Origin of the sequence: Psychrobacter sp. HII-4 (assembly GCF_904846595.1) — a bacterium.
Classification (GTDB): Bacteria; Pseudomonadota; Gammaproteobacteria; order Pseudomonadales; family Moraxellaceae; genus Psychrobacter; species Psychrobacter celer.
In genome coordinates, this window is record NZ_CAJHBJ010000001.1 from 282,610 (window position 1) to 309,595 (window position 26,986).

Consider the following 26,986-nt stretch of genomic DNA (forward strand, 5'->3'; position numbering starts at 1 on the left):
AAAACATAATCGACATCATGAAATTATTCTATGTGAGAGAAGTCAATCGCTTAAAACTGTGAGCCAGCGTCCGCGTCTAAGTTATCGATACCGACTGCTTTTGCCGCATTTTCGATACCATCTGTTAGCGCTTGCAGACTTGTGATACCCGCCTCGATCCAGCCGCGGCGTTTGTTTTGCTCTTCTGCTGAGATATCATGCTTGCTCGCTTGACCGACCGTTGCAATCATCTGATCGACCTTGATGCCTTCTTTTTCGCCTTTTTCTACGATGACATTAAAAGCGTCTTCGACCTTTTTAAAGTCAGCAGTCAGCTTATCAGCCGCTTCTTGATGACCACTATCGATCAGATAGTTTTTGACACCGTAGCCACCGATGGTTTTGCCAGCGACAGTCTTATAGCTGCCATTAAAGACGTTTTGAATGCCGCGTGCGTTATTGGCATAGCTTAGGTGAGTTAAGTCACTAAAGCACTCGTGCTCATCTTCAGTAGAGCCCGTCACAAACGCGACCTGCATGCGCTCAGAGGCCAGCTCACCTAAAGCCAAGCTGCCCATTTGATACATGATTTGACGTAGGCCATTGTCGTATTTACGCGCCATCAGATCGCTACGTAGAGTGTTTTCGCTCTCAGGCTGCCACTCGGCTTCCATCGCTGTGAGGTCATCTACCAGCAACTGCGCTGCCGCTTTTAAGAACTCACCGCGACGCTCACAGATACTGGCGTCTTCATTGACTGTATCACCGCTGGTGCATTGTCCAGCTTCGGTGACATAGTCAGTCACAGGGCGCTCTCCTGCCCCTGCGCTGACACCGTTGGTGTCTTGGCCCCATAGCATAAACTCAATCGCATGATAGCCTGTGGTGACATTGGCTTCACTACCGCCTATCTCATTCATATCTGCCAGTAACTCAGGTGTAATATTGCTGGTATCTTGTTTGATACTACCGACCGTGATGCTGTCGCTATTGATGATATTGTCTTGGCTGTTGTACTCGCCTTCGTAGCTATCGCTGACATAGTCGATCAAAGCTTCATCAAGTGGCCACGCATTGACCTGACCTTCCCAGCCATCGACACTACCGATGGCGCGCTTATCATTGGCCGTCACAAACCCTTCATCAAAACGGAAAACCTCTGTCTGAGAGTATGGCTGACGCGCCGTTTTGTAAGCTGCTTTTGCCGCCTCTAGATTGGCTTCAGTGGGCGTCTCTACATAGGTCTCTACCGCCTTTTGTAGCGCTTTAGCCGTTTCAAGTGAGTCTTTGTAGGCGGCATGAGCCATATTGGCATAGCTGATTATCAATCTGTCAGTATGTGCCTGATCGGTCGCCGATAGCTCGCCGCTGTCCACTGACTCTGCGCTTTGTACTTCTGTTTGACTCTCTGCACTTGTCTCGGCATTTTCGTCGGTTTGTTTGGTGCAACCCGACACCATTAATAACCCTGCCAGCGCAGCAGCCAAAGCGGTGGGGAAAATCTTACGGCTCGTTCCTGTGGTAATCGTCATACACATCCTCAAAGATATTACAAAAGAAAAAATCGTCGTCAGTGCCACAGCGCGTACTGACTTTATCTATATATCATAATGTAGATAAAGTCAGTATCGGTTATTGCGCTTATGTTACGGCATTTATCTAAAACCTCTATGAATTATAGGGTTATTGATAATCATTATCAATATTTAATTTTACATCAGCATTCACGGCGATGGTGATAGTCTGATATTAGGCATAAAAAAAGCCAGCAATTCGCTGACTCTTTTATGATCGATCTATTTATTATAACTATTTTACTTATCGATAGAACGATAAATTAGTTAACGCTCTGTGGCGAGTTGATGGTCAACTCAACGCGGCGGTTTTGCTGGCGACCATAGTCAGTGCTGTTGTCCGCAACTGGGCGAGACTCGCCGTAAGCCACTACATTGATACGATTAGCAGACACACCGCGTGCTGTTAGGTAGTTGGCTACTGAATAAGCGCGGTCACGTGATAAACCCATATTATAAGAGGCTGAACCTCGGCTGTCTGTGTGACCTGCGATGTTTACCGTGGTCTTGTTATACTGGTTCATGGTCGAGGCCAGCTTATCAAGCGTTGGCTTGAAAGATGAGCTTAGGGTCGCATCATCAAAAGCAAAGGTAATGTTGCCTGGCATGACAAGGTCGATGTTACCTGTCGTTGGGTTTTGCTCAACCGTCACGCCTGTACCTGCCATTTGCTGCTCAAGCTGCTTGGCTTGACGCTCCATGTAGTAACCGACGCCAGCACCCAGTGCAGCACCGATAGCCGCATCACGGCCAGTCTTCTCACCGCCAGTCGCTTTCGATACTACCGCGCCGCCAGCTGCACCCGCTAACGTACCTAGAGCGGTTTTGTTTAGACGCTGTTGTCCAGTGTTAGGGTCAGTGGTACAACCGCTTAATGCTAAGCCTGAAGCCACTGCCGCAATCATTAATTTGTTATGCATAATATTTCCTCTTAAGTTTAAACCATTAAAATGACAAATAAATTGTGCTTTTTATAAAGATTTTTCCATCAATCTTATTTAGGTGCTTGTATACACTCATCATCATTATGGCAATTACAATCTCATTATGTGTAATATTTTGTCACACCTATGTATGAAAAGTGCAGAATATACTATTAAAAAAGACAGGACTTTGTGCGGTTTTTTTTTGCTACGATATCTTTTAATCATGAGCCCTGATAATCATAAAAAAATTCTTTACCCACAAAATCATTCACTCTCACGCCGACTATCACCCTCATCTCAAAACTTGTTATCGTAAGTCACGTTTACACTCGTACACTATGAGTGCTTTCTGCTAAAATCACTTCGTATATGAACTTACTTCACCATACCTTTTGTCTTAAGCGGTGGACCATAAATATCCCAACAATACCGATTGAAAAGGATTTAGCATGCGACTGACATCTACTATCAAAAAAATACATAAGCGCAGCCCTAAGCTCGGAAAAGCGGTCTCGCTTGCGACGGCGACGGGCGTCATTGCAGCCAACAGCTTCGTTGGTAGTATTCCTTTATGGTTAATGGGCGTGGGCAAAATCATCACCGGCGCGCCGATCGCCGATAAAACCGTCATCAAAATCACCAACCACTGGATCAGTAGCAATAATGCCTTGATTGATAACATGTTGCCGCGTAAGGACTGGCGGATCAGCCTGCCCGACGACGTCAATACTGAGGGCAAATATCTGCTCATTAGCAACCATCAGTCTTGGGTCGATACCAGCATTGTCCAATACATCAGCGAAAAACGCTTGCCGCTCACACGGTTTTTTACCAAGTTTGAGCTGATTTATATCCCAATCGTGGGTCAGGCGTTTTACTTTTTAGACTTCCCAATGATGCGCCGACACTCAAAAGAAGCAATGGCAAAAAACCCCGCCCTAAAAGGCCAAGATATCGAGGAAGCCAAACGTGCCTGCGCGTTGTTAAAAGACAAGCCCTTCACGTTGTTAAATTACCTAGAGGGCACGCGCTTTACCCAAGCCAAACACGAACAGCAAAAATCTCCTTATACACATTTGCTCAAACCACGCGCAGGCGGACTCTCTTTAGCCATCAATGCACTGGGCAGTGAGATTGATGGCCTGCTGGATATGACCATCGTGTATCCTGATGGCGTCCCTACCTACAGCGATCTGTGGAAAGGCAATATCAAACGCTTAGGCGTTGACGTCAGATACCTAGACATCCCAGCTGAGCTGTTTGCTGGGATTAAACGCGGCGGCTACGAAAACGATGAGCAAGTAAAAGCACAAATGTTTGCGTGGATTGAGCAAGTTTGGCGCGACAAAGATCAGCGCATCAGCGACATGTTAGCAGATTTTGAGCACAACCCTGCCGCTGACCATACTTCATAATACTTGAGTACTTCATAATAATTGAATGCTGCATGATGGCTAAATAGCAGTCAAATCACTGGTGGCTGGTCTTGCGCGGCGAGCCACGCTATTGGCATTCACGTATCGTTTTTATTGCAAGCGACCGATATCATAAAAGATGGGTTGTTTTTTAGTCCTATTCATTGATAATGTGAGTCATGATCCGCTGATGGTGAGGATGTATGTATCGTACGCCGTCTATCTCACCTATGCTTTGTACCCTTTATCATTTCATCATTAATAAGGTCTGACTGTGCCCGCCTCATCTACTCCTAGCTCGCAGCTGAACACAGCCTCTGTGCCCAATCAGTCGACTCGGCTACCTGATCATCCGCCGCCCAGTCGCCCCAATCGGCCAAAGCCAAACCGCGCAAAGCTGGCTTATGACATTGTGATGATCGTGGCCATCAGTATTGATCTGTTGTTGATCAGTATCGATGCGATTTTGATGAGCAATTTTAGCAGTCATGTCGCAGAGTGGCTGCGCATCAGTGAGGCGCTGCTTTGGTATCAAAACACCTTACACGACCCCTTGCGTACCGCTGGTGGGTTTTTTACGATATTTTTGATCGCAGAGCTGTTGCTACGCTGGGCAATTGCAATCAAAGACAACGTATATTATCGCTGGTTCTTTTTTCCTTTTGTGCATTGGTATGAAGTGCTTGGCTGTTTTCCGCAGCTGCGCGCGCTGCGCTTGTTTCGTGCTGTCATCATTGGCCGCCGTCTGTATCAGCTTGGCTATCAAGTACTGCCGCAGCCTTGGATCAATCGCATCAAGTTTTATATTGACCTCTTATTAGAAGAGCTGTCTGATCGCGTGATACTGACCACCATCCAAAACTTTCGGCAGCAGCTGACCAATCCTGAAACACACAAATCCTTTATCGAGTCCACGATAGCGCGCAATCGTCGTGAGATAGAAGCTGCGGTACTCTCCGTGCTGCGCACAGAGCTGGTGCCCAAACTACAGGCACTGACTGCAGCCTCAGGCGGCGGCAGCATACTCGCCCGTGAGATGGGCGGCGCCATCGAAGAAGGCTTGGCCAATACGCCTGAGCTGCGTCGTTATCTGCGCATGATACCCATCGCTGGCAGCCTGATTGAGTCGCAGCTACAGCATGTCGGGCACAATATTGGGGAAAACGTCGTGTACGCTCTCAATAAACGTCTGCTAGACCCTGAACGCTTAGATGAGTTGATGGTGGCCATTGCCAGTGGTATTGCGCAAATAGACACCGACAACAGCGCACTGGACACTTTAATCTCTAGTATTATCGACGACAGTTTGACGGAGTTTGAAGCACAGGTAAAAGTCCAGCAGTGGAAACATCAAGACATGCTCAACCTTTGAGCGATACATTTGACCATCAGCCCAATGCCAGATAAAGACTGGTATCACACAGCATCACTGAGTCATACAGCGTATGACACGACAATACATAGTACGGTAAAGACAGCGACAAGATTATCTCTTGAGGATTGATATATGACAGTTTTAGATAATGGCACCCAAGGCCCAAGCGCCGCACCAGCGTTGGCGTTTTATGGCAAGATGCTGACCTTTTCGCGTTTGCAGTTTGGCACAGATGATCTCAGTGCTATCGAAGCTCAGCTTGCAGCCACACTCAGCGGTAAATCGAGCAATATCCCAGTCCTTATCGATAGCGAGGTCGAGCAGGATCTCTCTGCTTTGGTAGAGCTGCTATGGTCGTGGGGACTACAGCCCATCGGTGTCGTCACAGGTTTGCTGGATGCACAGGCGCGTGAGCTTCGTTTGGCCATTTTTCCTGCTGATGGCAAGCGTATTGAGCGCATCTTACCGACCAAAAAACCAGCGACCCAGCGTCAGCAAGTCACCGCAGACCAACCTGCTGAATCAAGCGCGGCCAGCAGTCCAGAAGACAACGCCGCGACAGATAGCACCGCTACCACTGAGACAACGCTCGCTGATGTTGCCGCTGAGACATTGGTTAGCGCTGAGCAAATCACCAGCCTTATTTATGACCAAATGCTACGCTCAGGCCAAAGCCTCAATCATGTGGGCGGCGATTTGATTTTGACTAATAGCGTCAATAGCGGCGCTGAAGCCATCACTGACAACAGCCTACACGTATATGGGCGTGCGCAAGGCCGTCTCGTAGCAGGTGCCACCGGCGACAAAGACGCGCGTATCTTCTGTCAAGTCTTTAACCCCTCATTGGTATCGGTCGCTGGCACTTACTGCCTGCGCGACAACCTACCTGAGCACGTGATCGACAAATCAGTACAAGTGCGGTTTGTCGAAGGAGAAGGTTTAGTATTTACAGTCATGGATGATGTATAGCGCTAGTAGACAAAAATGCCAGCCGCAATACCAGCAGCTCTGGCTTGTAAACGTCCGCGCAAATAAAAACATGGCTGGCGACAAATAATGCTACGATATTGGCAGTCTCGCTATAGATAATGACCGCTTTAATAGTACTGTAAGTTTATTTAACAAAACTGCTCTATGATGAATTGCTGGCTCTGCCACTATTTACCCTATTCATCAGCGCTCGTTATATCATCTATTAAGGCGTTTATGTTACGCCGGTCTATAGGCTATAGAGAGGTGCCATAGCACGAGTCATACTGGTATTGATGTTGGTATTGAACTCGGTATCGTCGTTTAGATATAAATACACTGGCATCTGATGGTGTGCAGGGCGACTGATACAGATTATTTACTGCCGTATAGACCTGCTATAAATTTTTGTTTATTTATGCTAGGCTACTTTCGCAGGTAGTGCTTATATTTACAGTGAACGATATAAGCGTGCGCTATTTTTTATAATAGATATCCCATTGATTCATAGGAGTGTGCCATTGTGGCGAAGATAGTTGTCATCACTTCAGGTAAAGGCGGCGTGGGCAAAACCACGACAAGTGCCTCTTTTGCCGCCGGTTTAGCATTGCGTGGTTATAAGACGGTCGTTATCGATTTTGATGTGGGTCTACGTAATCTAGACTTAATCATGGGTTGTGAAAATCGAATCGTGTACGACTTTGTCGATGTGATCAACGGCAATGCCCGTTTATCGCAAGCGCTTGTCAAAGACAAACAGCTTGAAAACTTGTATATCCTTCCTGCCAGTCAAACACGTGATAAAGACGCTCTGACAGATGAGGGCGTGAGCGAGGTCATGTCTGAGCTGTCTAAGCAGTTTGACTATATCATCTGCGACTCGCCTGCTGGTATCGAGCGCGGCGCGCAGCTGGCCATGTATCATGCTGATGAAGCCATCATCGTCACCAACCCTGAGATTTCCTCGGTTCGTGACTCAGATCGCATTATTGGTATTTTGCAAAGCCAAACAAAGAAAGTTGCAGAAAACCAAGGCTCCGTCCGTGAGCATTTGGTCATCACGCGCTACAATCCTGAACGTGCAGCAGCAAATGAGATGATGGACATTGACACCATCTCTAATGATATTTTAAAAGTACCATTGCTCGGTGTGGTGCCAGAAAGCCACTCCGTCTTAGAAGCCTCTAACCATGGTGAGCCTGTGATTCATTATGGCGATTCGGTTGCTGGTCAATGTTATGATGACATCGTTGCCCGCTTTTTGGGTGAAGAGCGTCCGCTGCGTCATATCGATGTGAAGAAAAAGAGTCTACTACAGCGCTGGTTTGGGAGTTAATAATGAGTAAGAAAAAAGGATTTTGGAGTAGCCTATTTGGTACTGATGACAGCAGTAGTGCTGGTAGCGCCAACCTAGCCACTGAGCGTCTTAAGGTCATCGTTGCAAGCGAAAACCGCCTAAACAGTCGTCTCACCGTCGATCGCATCGAAAAAATGAAGCGTGAAATACTAGAGGTGGTCAATAAATACGTCAATGGTGTACAGATTGATGATGTCAATATCAATCATCGCTCCGAAGACAGCTTAGACGTCTTAGAAATGAACATCAATTTGCCTGAGCACAAAAGATAAGTCTAGCAATACAGCGCCTCTTATCAGCGATTTTGTGACGCATACGAAAAAGCCCTAAGCATCTTACTTAGGGCTTTTCTATGTGGCAATCTGATGGGTGACTTTTAGCAAGTGATATGAACATTACTCATATGAGACGGGCTTCTATTATACCTCGATGCGTCAGTCCATCGCCTACGCCGCATACGCTTAATATCGATGCTCAGTGCGCTTATTTCATACGAGCGAGCAGGTTGTCTTTTTTGACAAACTGATGATACAACGCTGCAGCGATATGCAGCAATGTAAAGCCGATAATCATCGGCCAAATGATATCGGTATGCATGTCATTAAAAAAACGCGCCAAGCTTCTATCTGGTGTGACAAATACTGGAATCTGAAACAAACCAAAAATATCTACCGGTCTGCCACCATATACAGACATCAACAAACCCGCCAACGGCATCGCGATCAATGTGGCATACAAGGCAAAGTGCGACAGTTTAGAGACCCACAACTGCCAAGCTGGCATGGGCAGTGCTGGCGGCGCTTTGGTAAAAACACGGTTAATCACCCGCGCGATCATCCAAAACAATAAACTGACCCCAAACGCCTTATGCAAGCCGATATAAAGATTGCTATCGAGGTTTTCGTATAACAATATCAGAATCCAAGTGATTAGCAACAAAACCGCACTAATCCAATGAAACACGCGACTAGTGACTGACCACTTGGACATATTTGACTGTGTGTTATTCATGAGCTGCTCTATTATCCTTATCGCTATTTATGACAGTGATTGGTTGGCAATGCACACAAGGAAAATAAATAGCCGTAGGTTTCGTATCTATTTTAAAACAGATTAACGATACCAACCGAACGCTAGCTGTCCATCTCAACCAACTGATGCGCGATTTTTTCTAAATCAGGCACCACATAAACGGTGTCCTCAATCATCACCGTTTGAAAAAGGTAGGATAGCATACCCTCTGCCGTAAAGCGTCCCTCAGCGGTAATTTTATCCGTGCTGTCAGAGTCGGCAAAATACGCCTGCCTATCTGTATCTTTCACATCAGAGATACCCACTTGGCGCTGATACAATTGACCTGACGTCTGGAGCGCCATGCGGTGCTCTATGGTGTTACCTTCTAGTATAATCATCTTATCAGGCGTTTGTTCTTGCGTGAGCAGATCAAACACAGGCAATACTTGCTGCTGCCAATGATAGCTGGAGGCGCGCTCATGCGTGTCCTCAATGCTCAAAATCAGACCGCTTGGAATAATCCAATCAGGCTGATTAAAAGCGGGAATAAAAGTGACATCCAGCATACCGTGGTTTGTGGTCAGCAAGCTGACTGCTTCAAACGAGTGTCGTAAAATTTGTTTCATACATCGCTCACAGTAAGTTAACGCAAAGAGGCCGTCGCCTTTTCACCAATATAGTCGGTAAGTTTTTGTGCCAATTGAACAGGGCTGCCGACAAAATCACAATAACCTGAATCAATGATGGCTTGTGGTTGGCTCGGACAAGCACTCAAGCTTGGCTCTTGTGCCCATAATTGGCTGTCATTATCTTGAATAAGATCCAAGTATTGCGAGCCATCATCACCCATACCTGAAAATATGATGTTGATAAGCTCACTGCCGTACACATCGCTGGTGTTTTTTAAAATCTGGCCAATAGCTGGTTTGTATTCACCATCCCAAGGCTGTTCTAGCAGTATCACCCGCCCAGTAGAGTCACAGACTATCTGCTTGTCTATAGGGGCTATCAGACATTGACCAGCTCGCAGACGCTGCGATGAGGTGATGACCTGACAGCGCCACTCGTTGTGGCGATTTAAAATACGGGGCAGCGTACCAATCATGGTTTGGTTAAAATGATGCGCGAGTAAAATACAAATCGGTAGCGTGGGCGATAAGTTATCCAAAAACTCTTTTACCGCGCTCGGCCCGCCCATAGAGGCACCCAAAAACACCACATAATGCCAGTCGTTATCAGTATCATCGCTTTTATAGACAGGCGTATGCACCAACACGGGCAGTGCCAGCATCTGCGCCAGCTTACGCTTTAGTTTACGCTGCCATTTAGCATACAGCTGCGCTTCATTGAGATAAGGGGCTTGACTAAATCCCACCAGCACGGCGGCAGGTTTGGAGGCAGCCGTCACCGTCGCCATATCATCGTCATAGTCGCTATCGATCAGCCAAATGTCTATTTCGGCCTCAAAAAGTGCGGTTTTTTTTTGTAATTGCGCACGCGACACACAGTCTATCAGCGCAAAACCGCAGCTACGAACTGTGTCTGAAAACGCCATGCGCTGATGATGGTCTTCGGCCACCACCAGCACCTTTATATTTGCTTTTGTCTTCCCTGTTAGTGCCAAAATACCTGCATTATCCTTCATAAGTTAAGCTGACCTCATCACCCAGAAGTTTCTGGATTTTATCGAGCAGCTGTTTTTCTTGGAACGGTTTGCCCATATAGTCATTTACTCCAATCTCTAAGGCGCGCTGACGATGCTTTTCACCAGTACGCGAGGTGATCATAATGATTGGAATATGCTGTAAGCGCTGATTGTTTCTGACTTGCGTTGCCACCTCAAAGCCATCCATCCGCGGCATCTCAATATCGAGCAATATCATATCTGGCGTGGTTTCTTGTAGTATTTCGATAGCATCGATACCATCTTTGGCAAGCGCCACATTGAAGCCTTGACGCTCTAAGAAGCGAGAGGTCACTTTACGTACCGTGACTGAGTCATCCACCACCAGTACCGTCGGTTTTGACTGAGTGACGCTAGGCTTGGTCACGTTTTTGACTCTTGGCGCATTTCGCATTAGGGCAATCAAGTCCAAAATCGGCATGACCGAGCCATCACCCATGATGGTCGCCGCCGAAATGCCTGAGAGGTTGGATAGCTGCTGTCCCAATGGTTTGACGACCACTTCAATACGTGAGCCTGCAATCTGATCGACCTGTAAGGCGATGTTTTGTCCCGTGCGGTTTTTGATGATGATCAGTGGTAGGCTAGTGTTGGTATTGACCATCAGCTCGTTGAGCTTATTACCCGAGAGAATCTCGTTGAGATAACGTACGCGGTAATCATTCCCTTCAAACGCTAACGTGGCGTCGTTGGACTGATAATACTCATAAAGTTTTTCTGGGTTGATACGCACCACACGCTCGATCTGTACCAGTGGAATAGCATAGTAGCGATCGGCTGCACGTACGACCAGCGCATCAGACACTGCAACTGTCAGTGGTAAGCGCATGGTAAAGCGTGACCCTTTGCCCAGCTCCGACACCACAGTGACCGCCCCGCCCAACTGGCGAATCTCACTGATCACTACATCCATACCAACGCCGCGGCCTGAGATTTGCGTCACTTGCTTACTGGTACTCAAGCCGGCATTAAAGATATATTGCATGATATCGACATCATTCAGGCTATCGTCATTGGCATCGATAAGGCCTTGAGAGATGGCTTTGTTGCGTACGGCTTCTACATCGATACCGCGGCCATCATCCGATAACTGAATGACGACTTCACTCCCTTCGCGGTGCACCTCTAAAGTGATATGACCGCTACGCTCTTTGCCTGCTTTGAGTCGAGCCGAGGTGTTTTCGATACCGTGGTCGACAGCGTTTCGCAGCATATGCTCAAGCGGTGAGGTAATCCGCTCCAAAATGGTTCTATCCATCTCATCATCAGCATTGATAATGTTCAATTCTACAGATTTATTAAGCTCGTTTGCAGTCTGACGAACGATACGCTCCAGACGCGGGGTCAAGCGCGTAAACGGCACCATACGCGAGTTCATCAAACCGTCCTGTAGCTCGGTTTGTGTACGTGCCAGCTGCAGCAGCAAGCTTTCGCTATCACGGGTTTTTTCTAATAAAGTGTGGTTGATATCGACCAAATCCGAGGCCGACTCTGACAATGATTTGGACAACTGATTGAGTGACGAGTACTGATCCATCTCCAATGGATCAAAACCTTCATTATTAATCAGCTCGTCATCGATTTGCGACAGTATCTGTGCTTCAAGTTCCGTCTCCATACGGCGCAGCTGATCGGCCAAACGCTGTACGGTAATGCCCATCTCTTCGATACTGTTGGTCAAGCTGCTCATACCCATATCGATACGAGCACGGTTGATCGCAGACTCACCCGATAGGTTGATCATATGCTCAATCAAGCCACCTGAGATACGAATCATCTCATTGCTGCTGGCGCTCTGCTCTTCCTCATCGGTCTCTGCAAACATCGACGGCATCTGACTGATGTCTTTTTCTAGATATTGTGAATCCTGTGCTTCTTTTGCCAGCAAGATCGCTGTACGCTGTGCTTGCAGCGACTCTTTTGGTACTTGTTTTAGGCTATTAGGGTTTTTACCAAACTGCTGTAGCGCTTCAATCAGTAGCGTCGGCGTTGGCGGGTTGACCTGTAGACCTAGCATAAATACCGCATCTGCCAGCCAGTCGTGACACGCAACGATCAATGCTTGAGCTTTTTCGGTTGCAGGACGGCGACGGCTAGCAAAGTTTTTATACGTCGCTTCTAACTCATAAGCCAAGTCAGCGATGCCGCTGGCGCCGACCATTTTGGCACCACTTGTGATGGTGTGCAAATCACGCTGTAGCGACTGTAACGCCACGGTGTCTTCTGCATCTTGCAAAAATACTTGCAGGTGTCGGTTTTGGTTGGTCAGCTCTTCTGCTTCTTCTAAAAACACTGCCAAAAGATCAGGATCAGGCAAACCATTGGCCCATGATTGCTTGATCATGGTATCTAAGCTGACCGTGTCTGCTACTTCATGGCTCTGCTGGGTATTGTCAGCCTGTGCTTGGGTGTCGGCGTCGAAGTGGTTGGTCGGTGCTGGTATGATCAGCTCAACCACCGCTGGCAATGTGTCTGCTTTTTCAAACTGTTGTAACTGTTCAATCAATTCTGTAGCAAAAAACGACTGCTGATGACGAACGATATGCGTGACTTGCAATGACATGGTGTCCTGCACCACTTGCATAATCTTTAGCCACTGCGCGGTTGGTGTTTTCCTGTTTTCTACAAAGGCTTCATAAATGCTCTCCGCCTCGTGGGTCAGGTCGCCAATACTGCTAATGCCCGCCATTCTTGCGCCACCTTTGATGGTGTGTAGGTGCCGCTGCAATACTTTAAGCGCGTTGATATTGGTGATATCGGCACGCCACTTACTAAAGCTTTCATCCAGCGCGTCATCTAGCTCTTGCGCTTCTTCTAAGAAAATCTCAAGCAGCTCTACATCGGTATCGATCGACTCAAGCTGCAGCTCGGGTGCAGCAACCGTGCGAACCATCGACTCGGCATCATCGCCGTCATCGAAGCCAGCAAGCGCCTGCAACTCATGTAGCACTTGCGGGTCGACTTTTAGTGAAGTGCTGCCAGCGAGTGCATCAAACAAGCCGACCAATTGCGCGTGGCCAGCGAGTAATACCGCCTGCACCTCTGCTTGTTTTGCCGATTCTGGATGCCGCTGTAGATAAGCATAAGCGTGCGCCAAACCGCCAAGGATGGCAGTGAATTTTGGAAATTCTTGGGCTTTATTGGTGAGATGTTTGATTTGGCTAAGTTGCTGCTCTATATAGCGCTGAGCCTGCGAGATATCCCCCTGACTTAGCGCCTCCTCTAGCTCCCACTCAGCGTCTAATAACTCATCAATATTGTCATCCAACAACTGCTCAATCGTTGGCTTATTGTCGGAGGCCGTCTGATCGTCATGGATGAGATACTGCTCACCAAGCATGGCTTGCAATGACGCAATATCTTGCTGGCTTTGGGCATCTTCCACCGAGACATCAGGTTGTTGGACGTTTTGCTTATAATTCGTTAGATAGCCATTGATCAGCATAGCTGACCGTGCCAACGCCTCTAAATGCAGCGGCGTCATCGCGGTATCTTGCTGTTGTAGCAACTCTAAACTATGCTCTATCGTCGCACTCACGTCACTGATCGCCGCTAACGCACTAGAGCCTGATGCGCCGCGCAGCGTATGAAAGGCTCGTACAATCTCATCGGTCACCTCAATCTGAGGCTGATCTCGATGCGTGGCAACAAACTGCTCAATGTCTTGTAATAACGCTTCGGCTTCATCGATGAAAATCTCACAGAAGGCTTGCTCTTCTTCGCTCTGCGGCGTCAAAATCACCGGTGCTTCTGCCATCATCTCATTGACAGAGGTGAGCGACTGCAAGGTGCTATCTATCTCTATGGCCGCTACAGCGTCCCTTACCTCGCTGTCATCACTGTCATTACTGTCATCACTACCTTCATAGTCGCTCGCAGCCTCAATCTCATCGGCATCAGTCTCATCCCACCGCTCTGAAGCTAAAGCCAAGTCGTCTTTGTGAATATCAGACGCAGGCGTACTGCCCGTTTGCGCCAGTAAGGCTGGGTAACTAAAGTCCTGAGATTTTTGTTTGCTATAGGCGTTTGCACAGGCAATCCATAACGGTATCAGTGCTGGATACTCTTCACCACCTTGCTCAAAGGTAGCGAGCATCGCTGGGTAAGCGGCTAATACATCAGCCATTAGCTGAATGATATCTGCTGTCACCTCAATACTGCGATCCAGTACACGATTGAGCATATTTTCAATGGCCCAAGCCAGCTCAGCGCTATAGTTGGCCCCGACCATGCGGCCTGAGCCTTTTAGGGTATGGAAGCCACGGCGAATATCTGTCAAGGCATCTAGGTCAGTAGGAGACATGCGCCAGTTTTCATACAAAGGCACGATTTCGCTCAATACCTCATCGGCCTCTTCGATAAATATCTCTTTAATATCAGGGTCTGCATCATTGACATCGGCTGGTAGCTGCTCAGTATCTGGCATAAAGGGCGCAAGCACTGCTGGAACCTCAAGATCAAACAAAGACACCGTTTCGCCGCGCGCTTCAGTATCGGCTATATCCATACCGTTCTCATCAGACGCAGCGGCATCATTACTCTGTGATGCAGCGACGTCAGCTGCCGCGCGCGCTTCATCAGCCAGCATTTCCGTCTCAGTCACTGACTCGGTGTCAGAGATGGCCAATGCAGACTCGCTCTCGGCCAATCCAGCGTCGATAGGCTGTCCGCTCAATAGGTTACGGCTTTGCAAAATTGTCATAGCAGGATCCACGCTTGGCGGCCGTTTTGCTTGAAAGTCGGCGACGAGAGTGGGCAGATGCGTTGTGGTTTGCGTGACCAGTGTTACCACGTCTTCGGTGACGGGCAAGGTTTTGTCCAACAATCGATTCAGCAAGTTTTCGATAGACCAAGCCATCTCACTGATACTAAAAGCCCCCACCATGCGCCCTGAGCCTTTTAGAGTATGAAAACCTCTACGCACTTCTGTCAAGGGTGTCAAATCCTGTGAGTCTTGCTGCCAAATAGGCAAAAAGTCTTTTAAATCAGCGATCACTTCTGTGACTTCTTCGATAAATATCTCACGGATATCAGCATCTGCCTCAAAGCTATCAGGCTGCAGCTGCGTGCGAGCCTCGGCCAATGCTTCACTATCCTTATGCGTAGCACTGTCATCGTGCACGTTGTCATCGTGCACGTTGTCATCGTGCACGTTGTCATCACGCATGTTGTCATCCTCTAGCGCATCATCGGATGGCTGAGCAGATAGATCATGACTGGCAGGAGCAATCTCACCGCTGTCATCATAGCGCAGCACGTCAGTTGCGGCAGGTGTCTGGGTATGAAAAGTATCACTAACCATCTCTGGTGCCTCAATATAAGCATCAAGCAGTGCTTCTGCTCTGGCCGTATGCTCACTTGCGAGCGTTAATAGTTGCTGATCAAAAACCTGCTGAGCCAGATAATCTAACAACAGCTCGATTGACGTCAGTGCTTCCGCCAAGGCTTGCGTCACATCCCAACTCAGCACATCAATCTCGTGCGTTTTTAGCTGGCTAAAGATATGCGCGATCTGATCAGTGGTTTGGCAGATCGTTGGCAACCCCATATCATCAAAGGCTTGACCGATTTTTGCAAAGTCAGCAGTCGTCGGTAGCAGCTGCACTTCTTGACGCTGTATATACTCATTAAAGCTTTGTTTGACGTCTTCGACAGCGATGCGCAGCTCACGCAGCTCTTCACCCGCCGACACAGCATCAGCACTTGTGACGGGTTGCTCGTTGGCACTGGCAAGTACATCAGAAAAAGGAACAAACGCGGCGGCCTCACCAATCTTTTGCGAGATCACTTGCTCCGTATTGTAAATGGCGCTGTATAGCTCTTGCAGCTTTTGTTCAATTTGCCATTGTACTTGGGTCAGCGCCGCTTCAGACGCCAGCGCCTGCTCTATCTCGGTCAGTATTTCTGCCACTTGTGCGGCATAGTACGTCCAACCACGCCCCTCCAGCTGGGCTTGTATCTTTTGCAGCGGATATAAAAGTGTGGTTGGCTTGTCTAAATGAAAAACCAAAGTCTCAAGTTCACTCAATATACGCGGTAAAAAACGCGACTCTACCGCCGAGCTTTGGGGCAAGTTGCTCAGTAGCGACTGCGTATTGTCACTGCTTTGGTCGAGACCACTTAGCTCGATATAAATATTGGTTATAAGGCTGTTGATGACACTTGGCACAGGCGGTGTTTGCTGTACAAAAGCGTCAATGATCTGCTCAAGCTCGCTTAACAGAGGGGCATACTGCTTAGGCAACGGAGCGGTATTTTGCGCAAGCTCACTAAACCACAGCTCAGTCAAGTACCAGAGCCGCTGCAAATTTTCCTCTTGGCTCGTCTGCCGCAGGTATTGGCTGACTTTCTCTAGCGGGGTTAATAACGGCGGCTGATTACTATTAGCACTTAACAGCACCTGTACTTTTTGTCGCCAGACGAGCAACAACTGCTGGTATTGCTGCTCGTCTAGATGCTCGGTGACGTCATCTGTTCGCACTGGTACGGCCAGCTCAAACCCAGCCACAGCCGCATCTGTGTCAGTTTTTTGATGCAATGCGCCCTGCTGAATAGCGCTGGATGCCAATGATGACCCACTAGCCGCTCCCAATTGCGTTAGCACCTCAAGCAGTTGCTCCGCGGCGGCCGTGATTGAAGCGGTATGGTGACTGCCGATGCGAGCATACTGATTTAGCGCTCGCTGCAACAATCGGTGCGCAAGCTGACCCACGCGGCGCGCCTCGCTAGCTAGGCCATCGCGGCCACCAACTTCTGCTAATGCGCTGAGCTTGTATGCCAGATCTGCCAATGCCGGTAGATTGCTCATGATGAGCGCGCCACCGAGCTGATGATAGGGCACGACCATGTGCTCATAATTGATGGGATCAGCGTCTAATTGCCAGCCATCCGATACCTGTGATAATTGCTGATTAAATAGAGGGAGCAACCACTCAAGCGTCACTATGTCATTGGGCTGGTTTTTCATAGGGTCATCCTAACTCGTCTAGGCACTAATTTTGCCACTCATGAAGGCACGGGGTTTAAGTGTTGGTCTTTTGCCACACATTAACCTGTGGGTGCGCAATACGGCGCATATTTGCAGGACGCCAAAACAGCGCCTCACCCGGAGCCAATACAATGTATCCACCGGGAGCACACTGCGCTGACAGCCGCGCCAAAATATCACGCTGATCAAATTTGCGAAAATACAGCAGCATGTTTTGGCAAATAATCACCTGCTGCAGATGTGGCGTGGGTGGTTGCTGCTCGATAATATTATGTAAAGCAAAGCTTACGTGTGATTGCAGCGTTGGGGCAACTTGCCACGATGCCTGTAGCGCTGTAGCAGGCATCGCGGTATCTGCCAAGCTCGATGTAGGCGTTGGGTGGTTTGCTGACAACGGATACACATACGGCTGACAGTGCTGCGGAATCAAAGCCTGCTGACGTTTGTCATATTGCGCCAACCGTGCTTTCGCCAGTGCTTGTTCACTAACGTCAGTGCCTAATATCACAAACCTCGTCAGCTGCTGCGCCGCCAGACTCATGGCCAGCGACCACACCTCTTGCCCACCGGCACAGCCCACACTCCAAATACGAAACAACTTATCTACGCCGCTTACCCCATCAGCACTTATCCTATCAGCACTTATCCTATCGGCGTTTAGGGCTAGGCTTTGATGCTCGGCGGCGCACTGGGTCACAAAATCTATCGAAGGCTGATGTCGAAAAAAACGGCTTTCGTGGATAAGTACTTTGTCCAGCAGCTGTTGACGCAGCGCATTGCTTTTGGGCAGCTGATACCATAGCTGCTTGACGCTTAAGCCATGCGACTGGGCGGTATGGTCAATCGCATTTTTTAACCATTTTAGCTGGACATCTGGTAGTACAAAGCCCGTTTCGAGCTCTATATACCGCTGCCATTGCTGCGCATCAAAATGATCGTTTTGCATTACCGTCTTACCCAGCGCAGCGCTGCTTGCGTTAACAAAGCTGCGGGTTGGTTGATTAAGATCGTCCACATGACCTGCTATCATTGTTATGCACCGTTACTGCACCTGTTTGCCGAATCAGGCTCTGGCACCAAATACTTATCAGACGCTCTCTGATAAGGCCTCTTCAGACTCTAGCGTATCAGCGTCCAACAACTCATCATCATTTGAGATTTTAAACCCAGTGACGGACTCTTGTAGTGCGGCTGCCATCTCACTCAGCTCACCGATAGAACGCGCGGTCGCCATGGTACCTGATGAGGTCTGTGACGTGATGTCTTGAATGACGTTCATGGTGTGTGAAATATGGCCTGCAGATTCAGCTTGCTGCAATGCCGCGTTTGAGATGTTTTGGATCAAATCAGCGAGCGTGTTTGAAACGCTTTGCACTTCTTCTAGTGCCTCACCGGCGTCTTTTGCCAGACGTGCACCGCGTACGACTTCAGAGGTCGTTGATTCCATCGAAACGACCGCCTCATTTGTATCTGCCTGAATGGTTTTTACCAGTGTTTCGATCTGCTTGGTCGCATTGGCTGAACGCTCAGCGAGGCGCTGAACTTCGTCAGCAACAACCGCAAAGCCTCGGCCTGCCTCACCTGCCATCGACGCCTGAATGGCCGCGTTCAAGGCCAAAACGTTGGTCTGATCGGCAATATCATTAATCAAGCTAACGATATCGCCAATCTCTTGTGACGACTCACCCAAGCGCTTGATACGCTTTGAGGTTTCTTGAATCTGATCACGAATCACGTTCATACCTTCGATAGAGCGCTGTACCACCTCGGCTCCGTTATAGGCAATGGCAACTGAGCGCTGGGCTACGGTCGCTGACTCTGAGGCGTTGTTAGACACTTGGTCAATCGACACCGTCATCTCATTAATCGCCGCCGACACGCCAGCGATCTCTTGTGCTTGGTGCTCAGAGGCTTCGGCCAGCTCTACAGCGTTCATCTGTGTTTGCTCTGATGATTGCGAGACGCGCTCAGCGGTACTGTTAATGACCAGTACCAGCTGACGCAGCTGGTCGATGGCAAAGTTGACTGAGTCGGCAATCGCCCCTGTAAAGTCTTCTGATACAGTCGCATTGACGGTCAAATCCCCTTCTGCCAAGTCGCCTAGCTCATCGAGTAGACGCAAAATAGCGATCTGGTTACGCTCGTTTTCTTCTTGGATTTGACGAGCACGCTCAGACTCCGCCTCGGCTTCTTGACGGCGACGTAGGGTTTCTTTTTCGATCAAGATGCGCTCTGAGCCGCCCCGTTGTTTTAGGATTTTATATAGGGCAAAGAAAATACCTAGCATGCCTATGATCAAGACCACCACAGGCAGAATGACCGATTGATTAAAGTTAGAGAAATACTGACTCACTGACGATACAGAGTTGCCTAGCCAAATCAAACAAGCCACGCTTATCGCCACAAACAGAACCAGCAATAAATTCCATTCACTATAGGCATCTTTGCCATCCGCTGTGGTTTTGGGCGTACCAGCTACAGGTTTTTTTATAACATCACTCATCTTACGTATTCCTTTCAAACAATCGTCAAAGTCTTATCGTGACTGACTTTGACAATCTTATTGTTATCAAAACAACGATCAACAAAGCCTGTATGAATGCTGACATCCAACCGCATCATGTCAGTCGCTAATCCTCTGTCTTTATGAATGAGACAGATTCTGTATTATCGACAGTTATATTGCCGCATCGCTGTACTGCAAATCCTGCGCTAGTAAGCTTGGCATGAAAATATACCAATCTTGCTCATTTTTATAAAACTTACCGTGATTATAAGGCGCAAATGGTGAGCTTGGCTCGATGGCCTCGGCGCGATATTGGTCACTGGTAAACTGCTCAATACCGATCACCTGATCGACGAGCAAACCTGAAAACAGGTTGTCGTGATCGATGACAATGACCTTGCGCTGACTCATTTGCGCCACACGGCTAGGTACTTGTAAAAACTGTGACAAATCCGTGATCGGTAATAAACGACCACGGATATTGGCAATACCTAGCATCCAAGGCTTCACTAAGGGTAAGCTGGTATATTCTGGCATGGCCAACACCTCCGATACCTGACCCATTGGCGCCACCAAACGCTGTCCGCCAATCTCAAATACCACACCTTGCCAGTCATATTCTTGCCCACTGCGGCGACCACTTTTGCGCGCGCGTGCCAGATCTGCTAGACGCAGAAGCTCAATAAACCCTTTGGAAGCCACAAGCTACTCCATTACTCGACGAATGATATTGACCAAGCTGCTCTCGTCAATGGGTTTGTTCATATACTCTTTAGCGCCTTGACGCTTACCCCATACACGGTCTGTTTCTTGGTTTTTGGTACTGATCATGATCACTGGGATATGGGCGGTGGTTTTGCCGCGGGTGATCTTGCGTGTCGCCTGAAAACCATTCATCTCTGGCATCACCACATCCATCAAAATCACATCTGGCAGATGATCTGCTGCCATCTGACAGCCCTGCTCCCCATTGGTCGCCTCCAACACTTGGAAATTGTTTTTGGAGAGCATGTCGCGAAATTTCGCCATTTCAGATGGCGAGTCGTCAATGACTAAGACGGTAGTCATAGGATTTTCCTTTATTTACGAAGATATCCATTTGGATATTCAAATATATTATAAAGACCAACTGCTAAAGCCTGTGCCCCAAATACTCATGATCACACGCCTCTCACCGCAGTGGTTACTCGTTGTCAAGCGGCTAGCAACAGCCGTACGTGATATCAAAACCTGCACAAAATATGCCACGCTCAAAGATAGTCTGGCACATTTATTTTGACCCTTTGTCTAGCGATATTGGTTGATCGCGTCAAACAGCTCGTCTTTACTAAAGGGCTTGGTCAGATACTCATCAGAGCCAACGATACGGCCGCGTGCTTTATCAAATAAACCGTCTTTAGATGACAACATGATTACAGGCTTATCGGCATAATCAGGGTTGTTTTTGATCAAAGCACAGGTTTGATAACCATCTAAACGTGGCATCATAATATCCACAAAAATAATATCGGGATTGTTATCGACAATCTTTGCAAGTGCATCAAAGCCATCAATAGCAGTTACAACTTCGCAGCCCGCCTTTTGTAACAAGGTTTCTGCAGTACGGCGAATGGTTTTGGAATCATCAATCACCATCACTTTTAAGCCATCAAAATTATTTTCCATTCTCATTGTCCTATGAACGACTATGGGTTTGTCACGCGATCTATCAACACAGCTGTTAAGGTATTCTCAATTGATCATTTATTGATTATGGGCTTGAGACGACCTCTGCCATCTATCTATATCGTAGCGGACCTATCTTTTCTTTTATGAGTATCTGGCTTTTATCAGTCCTGAGCAAAAGTAGCCCCGCCATCTGGGTCATGATAGGCAATTTATGAGGGCTGAATCGATTGACGCTCAATCCGGTGGCCAACCACCAACCACTGTGCTTAGTGTGTCGCCAGATAAAGGTATCTTAATGCATAAAAAACATTAAAGCACTTTGCCATAAACTATCGTCATCCTACTTTTTGATAAAAACAGGGCAAAAAATCCACCAACTTCATGATATTTCTGCATTATATAGAATCAACCACCACATTGCTGAATAATTTTCGATTGTGATAAAAATGTATCAATATATTTTGTTATGTTTGTTTTAGCACAGTTGTTCATGCAATTCCAGTGATTGACAAATTTATGTTCAGACTGACCAGTCTCCTAGCTAATAACTTAAATAGCTATCCAAATAATTACCTAAGTGGTTATCTAAATAGCTACCTATAGTCATACTCCAGTCATGCTTCTATCAGCAGGTTGTTAGCAGGTTGTATGGCTTAGCATTTGGCAGTCATGATTGCATGATGACCGCCAATGTTTGGTCACTGCACAATCAGCTAGCGTACAATCGTTTCACCTAATAGGATTTCACTATATAATAAAACGACGATTATAACGGTGACTGCTATGACAGCTTTTCAATGGTTTAAAAAAAGCCCGTACTTACTTAGCGTTTTGCTGCTGCTGGCTTGTCAGCCCTCCCCGCCTACCGATGAGCCTGTCACAGCCGAAAACAGTGAGACAGTAGATAACCCACTGATCATCAGTGATAGCACGGTGACGATGACGCCAGACCATATTCTAAGTATCAAACCATCGCGCTATCAACCCAGCCTCGGGCTACAGGGCAATATACAGCCGATCAAACAAAGTCAGTTTGTCGCCGCCCAGCCGCTGTATGTCGAACAAGTACTGGTCAGTGAAGGTCAGCAGGTCGAAAAAGACGCGCCTTTGCTTATCGTCCGACGGCTGGACATGACCAGTCAAACACCTCCCAAACGCTCAGATGAGATAAATACAGAGGCCGATGGCAACTCAGCACCGCAAACCAAAAATGCAGCAAAAGACCCAGCTACTGAAAAAACCTCACCTCGTCCGGAGCAGACAAAACAAGCCACCATAGAGGATGCGGCCTCCGAGCCATCAGCCATCGATAGCAAGTCTACCTCTGCTAGCCAAGCCACCTCCGACAGCAACCCTGCTTCAGCCAAGCTGCCGCGCCAAAACGACGCGGATGCAGACGCTGCGACAGACACACCGGACGACGCCTCAAAGCATTCGTCATACCAACTTATCACGGTGCGTGCCAGCTTCGCTGGGCGGGTCGCGCAGTTAAATGCCGCCGCAGGACAGCAGCTCGCTGCACGTACGTCCTTATTGCAGATCGCTGATGAGACCAAGCTATACTTTGTCGCAACCGTGCCTATTCAGGCAAAGTCGCAGCTATCGGTAGGACAAACGGTTAATTTTACAACCGCTGAGCTGACAGATCAGTTCACCGGTCAAGTCAGCAAACTGGTCGAAGCCCCGCACCCCAAAAAGCTGCTGGTCCATGTCAATGTGATCGATAACGAGAGCAGTCGCAAAAAACTGCTGCCTAAGATGCAGGTCACGGGGCGGGTCAACTATGGACAAATCGATGTCGGCACTATCGTGCCTAGACGCGCCTTACATGATGTGAACTTGACAGAATTGCATTCACCACCATATAAACCTCTAAGGCCATTGGCGGCAAATGTGTGGATCATCGGACAAGATCAGCGTCTGACGCGCCAGCCTGTAGAAGTGATCGAGTTTAACCCCACCACTCAGCAGTATCTGATCGCAGGCATCAGTAATGATAGCTTGATTTGCTTGGCCGATTTACCCCTTGATTCTAAAGGCAAAAAAGTCATTGTGTCCTAATAGCTTACGCTGGCAGTTACATTATGCAGAAACATTAACAAAGCTTGTCTTGTTTTGTCACAGCAAAATTAGGCACTATATCTTTATTATTAGCGGTCTTTATTATTAGCGCGTTTACAGCAAGCATACGTATTTAAGCGTATGTATATTTACGAGATAGTGCCTTTAAATAATGTCTTTAAATAGCACATAACACATTCAGACGTTTGGCATAACAGCGGTCGCATCTGATGTATTTATCAGAATGACTGTACAGAGCTGTATAAACGCCTGACCCATGATAACAACAACTAGAGGATAACCCATGAGTAAACAGATCTTATTAATAGAAGATGATCCAGATTTAGCAGAATTGATCAGTGACTATCTGACCATGAATTATTACGACGTGCATCACGCAGGGCTTGGTCAAGAAGGTCTTGACTTACTAGATACCAAAGAGCGCGATATCGATTTGGTGGTGCTTGATTTGATGCTGCCCGATATGGATGGTATGCAGGTCTGTCAAAAGATCCGTGGCAATAAAAACAACACGACCAATAAAGTACCTATTATCATGTTGACGGCCAAAGGCGATACCACAGATCGCGTGTTGGGCCTTGAGATGGGTGCCGATGACTATATCGCCAAGCCTTTTGAGCCGCGTGAGTTATTGGCTCGTATCCGCGCTGTGATTCGCCGCCATGAGCAGCCAAACCAAGCAGACAGCCAGTCAGATAGCTTGACGTTTGGCCGCTTAAGCGTATTTCCTGACAGTCATGAGGTGACGATTGATGATGAGCCTGTACGTTTGACCACGCATCAGTTTCAATTACTACACTACTTTGCCACGCATTCTGGTAAAGTACTCAATCGTGAGCAGCTCTGGCAGGCGATGCCAAATGATGACAGCTCAGACAATATCGACCGCGCCATTGATGTGCATATTTCACGTTTACGCGCCTTAATTGAAGACAACCCTCGCCAGCCCAAACGTATCATCACCGTACGCGGCGTCGGTTATCAATTTGCCACCGATCAGGTCTGATTGTTTGTTCATATTATGAGCGGCAGCACGCTATAAACGGCAGACTGTATGGTAGCCGTTTTGAATCGTTATAAACGTCTGATAATAGAGATGGTTTAATGCAGCACTTGGGTTTTCGCTCTTTATTTGCCAAGCTATTTGCCAGTGTGATGCTGGCGCTTATCTTATTTGCAGTGGCGATGGTGCTGTTGACCCAGCTGGTCCATGATAAAGATGCGGGAATTCGCTCAGAGGTATTGGCCACTCAGATCTTAGGGCAAATTGATCCTTTTTTGCATGAGCTAAATATCGCCATTAGCAAAGACAACCGTTTGCAGTCGCGGTTTATGCTGGCGGTCGTCAAAAAAAGCTTTGATATTTTTGATGAGTCTTTACAGGCTAAAATGGGTCTGTATGACAGCGATGGTCATTTGCTGATGCAAACCGATCACAGCGATTTGCCATTAGAGCTGCCGCCTACCCCATCTTTGTTATCACGCGTTTTCCCTTCTTTTTCTGATACCGCCACGACCCAGCAAGCACAAGTATATAGCAGCACAGGCTATACGCTGCTGTACGAATCGCGTTTACCGCCCAAAAAACCAGCCCTTTCTGCGGCATTGAACCTATTTACCGGCACCTTATTGCTGCTGCTTATCATGGCAGGGGTTTTGTGGATTATTGCTCGCACCATGACGTGGCGTATCAATCAAATGAGCCAGCAGATGACGCAGCTGGGTGATGGTGATTTTACCGTGCGAGTCAATGCGCGCGGTAATGATGAGATTGCTTCCTTGGCGCGCGGGTTTAACCAAGCGGCACAAAAAATCGAGCATTTGGTCGATGCCAATAACTTACTGCTGGCGCACGCCTCTCATGAGCTGCGCACACCCATCACGCGTATTCGCTTGCAGATTGAGATGATGGACATGCTGGCAGCCGCGCTGCCCTCTGATATCAAAGAAAAGTTTGATAAACGCGCCCAAGCCATCAATCGCGATTTGTCTGGGCTCAATGACCTGGTAGAAAGCATCTTGCTGGTCAGCCGCTTGGATGCAGGTCATGCGTTGCAGCAAGTAGAGCGCCTAGATCTATACGATCTCATCAATCAAGAGCGCCAACATTACCCTGAAGCGACGTTGATCGGCGAGCACATCGTCATCGATGGTCAGGCCTCTATGCTAACCCATTTGATTCGCAATCTATTGACCAATGCGATGCTACATGGGGTGCCGCCAGTGACCGTACTGCTATATGGCGTACAGACCATTGACGAGGCCGATAGCATCCCAGACTACCTGCTGCAAACCCTCATTTGCAGTAGTTTCGCCGACTATAATAGCTCAGACTTTGACTCCTATGATGAGACCGCGGCACCAACCCGAGAGGATGCGCGGGCGGCATCAGCGCAAGGCAACGATACCGCGCTCACAGATACCGCCGCGGCTGAAGCAGACATGACAGAGACGGTCATGGCCCTGCCTGCACCGCCTATCTACAAAAACGGCGAAACGCTCGTTGACGAGGCCGCTGTCGTTAATGAGGCAGATAATACTGATGCTACTCACACTGCGGTCGACACGACAAACGACAACGCTGCTGACCGTCCTAACCACGATGCAATACCAAGCTGCGAGACGCATCAGATTAAGACATCTGTAGTAGGGGCGGATGACACGCTTGCAACGGAGACGGATGATAACGCTCTCGCTTCGGCCAATAACCATACCGCTCTTAAACCAAAGGACGCGCGCGCATCGCTATCTGTGATGACAGACTATCAGCGCTTTACCTCTGAGTTTGCGGACAAAATCAAAAAAGTCATTTGGCGTGCGGTACCTGGGAGCGCGGCGCAGGCTGATAGTAACCAGCCCCCTCTCCTTGACGCGGCAGCAGCGGATAGTGACATTACAGTACAAAAAACCAAAGACAGTCTGATGAGCAAAGGTATCAATGCGCTAAAAAATGGCCACAGCCAAAAAAGCGCCATCGCCGATAGTACAGCCACTAGCGATGATAGCAAAAAGCCAAAAGACCAAAAAACCAGTAGCAAAAACGCGACGAAGCTTGACGGGGAGGCTATGGACGCGCCGCGCAAAGAAGGCTTGTTTACCAAGCATCTCAAAAAAACCAAAACAGAGCCTGAACGTCCTCTGCCCAAATACGCGGTACTGGCCGTCATCGACGAAGGAGCTGGCATCCCTGAAGAAAAGCGCGAAGAAGTGTTTAGCCCATTTGTGCGTTTGCAACAAAAAAACAAAGGCTCAGGGCTGGGGTTATCACTGGTATCACAAATCGTCACCGCGCATCAGGGCCGTATCATCACTGATACCATCAATGGCCATACAAGGTTTTTGGTCATACTGCCAGTCAAGCATAATCCGCACTATCATCCAAATGACTAGGACGTATTCTTATCTTGCTAGCGCAAACCCCTCTATTAAGTGTGCCGTCTTCTTGTCAA

The 26,986-nt window shown here is 48.0% G+C and carries 18 protein-coding genes and 1 pseudogene; 8 read left to right on the plus strand and 11 right to left on the minus strand.

The window, feature by feature from the left end; genetic code table 11:
* Nucleotides 1-50: 50 nt before the first annotated feature.
* Both JMX98_RS01235 and JMX98_RS01240 read right to left on the minus strand, forming a co-directional pair.
* Nucleotides 51-1,511, minus strand: a complete 1,461-nt coding sequence (locus JMX98_RS01235) for an imelysin family protein (RefSeq protein ID WP_201583904.1) — start codon at nucleotides 1,509-1,511, stop codon at nucleotides 51-53.
* Between the two features lie 305 nt (nucleotides 1,512-1,816).
* Nucleotides 1,817-2,473 carry an OmpA family protein gene (locus JMX98_RS01240; protein WP_201583906.1) on the minus strand — a complete coding sequence of 219 codons (657 nt, stop codon included), beginning with the start codon at nucleotides 2,471-2,473 and terminating at the stop codon, nucleotides 1,817-1,819.
* Nucleotides 2,474-2,928: 455 nt separating this feature from the next.
* Between JMX98_RS01240 and JMX98_RS01245 the strand changes: the two genes are divergently transcribed.
* From JMX98_RS01245 to minE, 5 genes are all read left to right on the plus strand, one after another.
* Nucleotides 2,929-3,894, plus strand: a complete 966-nt coding sequence (locus JMX98_RS01245; protein WP_201583908.1) for an acyltransferase — start codon at nucleotides 2,929-2,931, stop codon at nucleotides 3,892-3,894.
* A 274-nt stretch (nucleotides 3,895-4,168) separates the two neighbouring features.
* Nucleotides 4,169-5,266, plus strand: a complete 1,098-nt coding sequence (locus JMX98_RS01250; RefSeq protein ID WP_201583910.1) for a hypothetical protein — start codon at nucleotides 4,169-4,171, stop codon at nucleotides 5,264-5,266.
* 135 nt (nucleotides 5,267-5,401) lie between these two features.
* Nucleotides 5,402-6,238 (plus strand): septum site-determining protein MinC, encoded by an 837-nt coding sequence (gene minC / locus JMX98_RS01255; protein ID WP_201583912.1) that lies wholly within the window; start codon nucleotides 5,402-5,404, stop codon nucleotides 6,236-6,238.
* Between the two features lie 523 nt (nucleotides 6,239-6,761).
* The gene (gene minD / locus JMX98_RS01260; protein ID WP_075100396.1) at nucleotides 6,762-7,574 is read left to right on the plus strand and encodes a septum site-determining protein MinD; all 813 of its coding nucleotides are present in this window, start codon (nucleotides 6,762-6,764) and stop codon (nucleotides 7,572-7,574) included.
* A 2-nt stretch (nucleotides 7,575-7,576) separates the two neighbouring features.
* Complete coding sequence (gene minE / locus JMX98_RS01265) at nucleotides 7,577-7,867, plus strand: cell division topological specificity factor MinE (RefSeq protein WP_075100395.1); 291 nt, start codon at nucleotides 7,577-7,579, stop codon at nucleotides 7,865-7,867.
* Between the two features lie 211 nt (nucleotides 7,868-8,078).
* On the opposite strand, the gene JMX98_RS01270 is transcribed toward minE, so the two are convergent.
* The 9 genes and pseudogenes from JMX98_RS01270 to pilG all read right to left on the minus strand — a co-directional run bounded on the left by JMX98_RS01270 (nucleotide 8,079) and on the right by pilG (nucleotide 21,452).
* Nucleotides 8,079-8,606 (minus strand): cytochrome b, encoded by a 528-nt coding sequence (locus JMX98_RS01270; RefSeq protein ID WP_105244124.1) that lies wholly within the window; start codon nucleotides 8,604-8,606, stop codon nucleotides 8,079-8,081.
* A 122-nt stretch (nucleotides 8,607-8,728) separates the two neighbouring features.
* Complete coding sequence (locus tag JMX98_RS01275; protein ID WP_192994930.1) at nucleotides 8,729-9,235, minus strand: hypothetical protein; 507 nt, start codon at nucleotides 9,233-9,235, stop codon at nucleotides 8,729-8,731.
* A gap of 17 nt (nucleotides 9,236-9,252) precedes the next feature.
* Nucleotides 9,253-10,254, minus strand: coding sequence for a chemotaxis protein CheB (locus tag JMX98_RS01280; protein WP_192994928.1), 1,002 nt, complete (start codon nucleotides 10,252-10,254; stop codon nucleotides 9,253-9,255).
* Nucleotides 10,244-17,260 (minus strand): Hpt domain-containing protein, encoded by a 7,017-nt coding sequence (locus JMX98_RS01285; protein WP_201583914.1) that lies wholly within the window; start codon nucleotides 17,258-17,260, stop codon nucleotides 10,244-10,246. Before JMX98_RS01285 ends, JMX98_RS01280 begins: the two co-directional genes overlap by 11 nt.
* Before the next feature lie 55 nt (nucleotides 17,261-17,315).
* Nucleotides 17,316-18,296, minus strand: a complete 981-nt coding sequence (locus tag JMX98_RS01290; protein WP_227679927.1) for a CheR family methyltransferase — start codon at nucleotides 18,294-18,296, stop codon at nucleotides 17,316-17,318.
* A gap of 72 nt (nucleotides 18,297-18,368) precedes the next feature.
* Nucleotides 18,369-19,442 (minus strand): annotated as a pseudogene (locus JMX98_RS01295) (methyl-accepting chemotaxis protein); the annotation flags it as partial.
* Nucleotides 19,443-19,958: 516 nt separating this feature from the next.
* Nucleotides 19,959-20,489: a chemotaxis protein CheW gene (locus tag JMX98_RS01300; RefSeq protein WP_105244129.1), complete on the minus strand. Its 531-nt coding sequence runs from the start codon at nucleotides 20,487-20,489 to the stop codon at nucleotides 19,959-19,961.
* 3 nt (nucleotides 20,490-20,492) lie between these two features.
* Nucleotides 20,493-20,855 carry a response regulator gene (locus JMX98_RS01305; RefSeq protein WP_075100388.1) on the minus strand — a complete coding sequence of 121 codons (363 nt, stop codon included), beginning with the start codon at nucleotides 20,853-20,855 and terminating at the stop codon, nucleotides 20,493-20,495.
* 219 nt (nucleotides 20,856-21,074) lie between these two features.
* Entirely contained in the window at nucleotides 21,075-21,452 is a 378-nt protein-coding gene (gene pilG / locus JMX98_RS01310) for a twitching motility response regulator PilG (protein ID WP_075100386.1), read from the minus strand.
* A gap of 786 nt (nucleotides 21,453-22,238) precedes the next feature.
* Between pilG and JMX98_RS01315 the strand changes: the two genes are divergently transcribed.
* The 3 genes from JMX98_RS01315 to JMX98_RS01325 all read left to right on the plus strand — a co-directional run bounded on the left by JMX98_RS01315 (nucleotide 22,239) and on the right by JMX98_RS01325 (nucleotide 26,927).
* On the plus strand, nucleotides 22,239-23,516 hold the full coding sequence (locus JMX98_RS01315) for an efflux RND transporter periplasmic adaptor subunit (protein WP_201583922.1): 1,278 nt from the start codon (nucleotides 22,239-22,241) through the stop codon (nucleotides 23,514-23,516).
* Nucleotides 23,517-23,820: 304 nt separating this feature from the next.
* Entirely contained in the window at nucleotides 23,821-24,543 is a 723-nt protein-coding gene (locus JMX98_RS01320) for a response regulator transcription factor (RefSeq protein WP_201583924.1), read from the plus strand.
* A 98-nt stretch (nucleotides 24,544-24,641) separates the two neighbouring features.
* Nucleotides 24,642-26,927: a sensor histidine kinase gene (locus tag JMX98_RS01325; RefSeq protein WP_201583926.1), complete on the plus strand. Its 2,286-nt coding sequence runs from the start codon at nucleotides 24,642-24,644 to the stop codon at nucleotides 26,925-26,927.
* The last annotated feature ends 59 nt before the right edge of the window (nucleotides 26,928-26,986 follow it).